The sequence below is a fragment of the Catenulispora pinisilvae genome (assembly GCF_015356865.1).
GTDB lineage: Bacteria > Actinomycetota > Actinomycetes > Streptomycetales > Catenulisporaceae > Catenulispora > Catenulispora pinisilvae.
In genome coordinates this window covers 1-1,742 of record NZ_JAAFZA010000484.1, presented here as the reverse complement: position 1 = coordinate 1,742, position 1,742 = coordinate 1, and the positions used below count along the sequence as shown (strand labels likewise).

Below are 1,742 nucleotides of genomic sequence, written 5' to 3'. Positions count from 1 at the left end.
TCCGGCGGGGGCTCTCGGCTCCCTCGGGGAACTGGCGCGGTTCCATAGGGTGGTCGAGCCAGTCTCAGCGGCGGCGGTTCCTGAGGTGGTGCGGTCCGTTCCCCACGGTCGCGTCGTCAGCCCCAAGACATCCCTGAAATGGTTGTGTCAAGTGGTTGGAGGTTTGGGCTGGTTTGCCCAGGCGGTGGTCTCGTCGTAGGAGGTGCCGGTTTTCAGGCAGCCGTGCAGGATGCCGACGAGGCGGTTGGCGACCTGGCGCAGGGCGGTGTTGTAGCCGGCGCCTCGGGCGCGTTGTTTGTCGTAGTAGGCGCGGGCGCCGGGGGAGACCACGATGGCCTTGGATGCCTGGAACATCAGGGCGTCGATGAGCCGGTCGTTGTGGATGTAGCGGGCGGCGACGACGCGTTTCTTGCCGGAGGCGCGGGTGATCGGGCTGGTGGCGGCGTAGTTTCTGCGGGCTTTGGCGTCGGTGTAGCGGGCGGGGTCGTCGCCGAACTCTGCGAGCACCCGGGCGCCGATGATCGGTCCCAGCCCGGGCTGGGAGATGACGATCTTAGCGGCCGGGTGCTGGCCAAAATGCTCCTCGACCTCCTTGGCCAAGGCGGTGACCTGCGCGTCGATCGCGGCCAGGACGGCGGCCAGGGCACGAACGGTCACGGCGTAGGCGGCGGTGACCGCCGGCGGCTGCCCGAGGTGGGGTGCGCGCAGCGCGGCCTGGATCCGTGCCGCCTTGGCCTGGACCTCGCGGCGGCGGGCCCGCTTCAGCGCGGCGCCGATCTGCGACTTCGACAGCCGGGCGGCCGAGGCCGGGTCCGGGGCCTTGGCCAGCAACTCCAGCGTGTCGGGGGCGTCCAGGTCCTCGAAGGCGGCCAGTGCGGCCGGGAAGAAGTCCCGCAGGGCGTGCCGAAGCCGCTGGGTGTGCCGGGTACGTTCCCAGATCAGGGTCTTGTGCGCCCGGATGACCACCTTGATCGCTTCGGCCAGATCCGAATCGCCGGCCACGCCGCGCAGCTGGTGGGCGTCGGTGCGGACCATGTCGGCCAGCATGTGCGCGTCCGCGGCGTCGCTTTTCGCCCCCGATACCGCCCGGCGTTCCCGGTAGCGGGCCGCGACCAGCGGGTTCACCGCCAGCACCGTGTAACCGGCGGCGATCAGCGCACCCACCCACGGGCCGCGGTCGGTCTCGATGCCGACCACCACCTCGGTGTCCTCTGCGGCGTCTTCGCCGAGCTGCTCGCCGACCATCTTGTGCAGTTTGGCGATCCCGGCCACGCCCTCCGGGATCCGGGCCTTGGCCAGGCGCTTGCCGCGCTCGTCCATCAGCTCCACGTCGTGGTGGTCCTCGGCCCAGTCATCCCCGATGAACAGCCGCATAGCGCCTCCCTCATCCGACATCATCTTTCGACAGCCTGCGAGAGAACTATCAGCGACCTAATGAACCAGTGCTCACGCCCAACTCGGACGGGCACGACATCCCATCAGCGATCAACTCTCCCGGCCAACCAGCAAGGGCACGATCTTGGGGTAGGACTCGAAGTCCTGGGGAACATAGTGCTCTCCTGCCGGCGGCTGCCCACCTGGAAGTCTGCCTGACGACCTACTCCCAGAACTCATTAGGGGTACAGCGCCGAACCCCGGGAGTAAAGTCCGCGCCCTCACGGTATGTGCGCAGGTGGCGGCCGCGTACAGCGCGAACTTGACTCCCGAGAACCGGCACTGTAGGCAAAGCCCTGCCGACGCGA

1 protein-coding gene is annotated in these 1,742 nt (G+C 68.7%); it reads right to left on the bottom strand.

Annotated features, from left to right (window positions below; genetic code table 11):
* Positions 1 to 147 precede the first annotated feature (147 nt).
* Positions 148 to 1,374: an IS110 family RNA-guided transposase gene (locus IZR01_RS49050; RefSeq protein WP_194927874.1), complete on the bottom strand. Its 1,227-nt coding sequence runs from the start codon at positions 1,372 to 1,374 to the stop codon at positions 148 to 150.
* Positions 1,375 to 1,742 lie beyond the last annotated feature (368 nt).

Excerpts from the sequence above, each read along its gene's own strand:
- IZR01_RS49050 (WP_194927874.1), bottom strand. The coding sequence starts at position 1,374 with ATGCGGCTGTTCATCGGGGATGACTGGGCCGAGGACCACCACGACGTG.